At 46.7% G+C, this 717-nt stretch carries 1 protein-coding gene; it reads right to left on the reverse strand.

The window, feature by feature from the left end:
* Window positions 1-717 (reverse strand): AAA family ATPase (locus A3766_RS02690; protein ID WP_156508635.1); only part of this gene is annotated, 717 nt, incomplete at both ends.

The raw sequence follows: 717 nt of genomic DNA on the forward strand, positions 1-717 counted from the left end.
CACAATGCAGCTCACCTCGAGAAAGTGCAGGCTTCAACATATTCCCCGCATCCATTGAGCCCTCTGCCTTACCAGCACCAACCATGGTATGAATTTCATCGATAAAGAGGATTATCTGCCCTTCTTGCTTACTCAGCTCATTAAGCACACCTTTCAAGCGCTCCTCAAATTCACCTCGAAACTTAGCCCCGGCAATCAATGCCCCCATATCCAAGGACAAGACTCTCTTATCTTTTAAGCCGTCAGGTACTTCACCGTTTACAATTCGTTGAGCTAAACCTTCGACAATAGCTGTTTTACCGACACCCGGCTCACCTATCAAAACGGGGTTATTCTTACGTCGACGTTGAAGAACCTGCACCGTGCGACGAATCTCATCATCACGACCAATAACCGGGTCCAGTTTTCCTTCTACGGCTCTAGCCGTCAAATCAACCGTAAATTTATCTAATGCCTCTCTATTTTCCTCAGCCCCTTGATCATTCACGCCATCACCTCCTCTCACCTGGTCAATCGCTTCTTCTAAAGCAGCTTTTTCTACCTTATAAGATTTCATCAAAGCGCCTAAAGCACCTTTATCACCAGTCGCAGCAAGTAAGACCATCTCACTTGAAATAAACTGATCGCCTTTTTTCTGCGCTAACTTATCAGCAATGTTCAGCATTCGCCCCAGGTCGTTGGACATATGCACATCACCGTCTGCACCTTCGACGGTCG

The sequence above is a fragment of the Oleiphilus sp. HI0132 genome, from assembly GCF_001635845.1.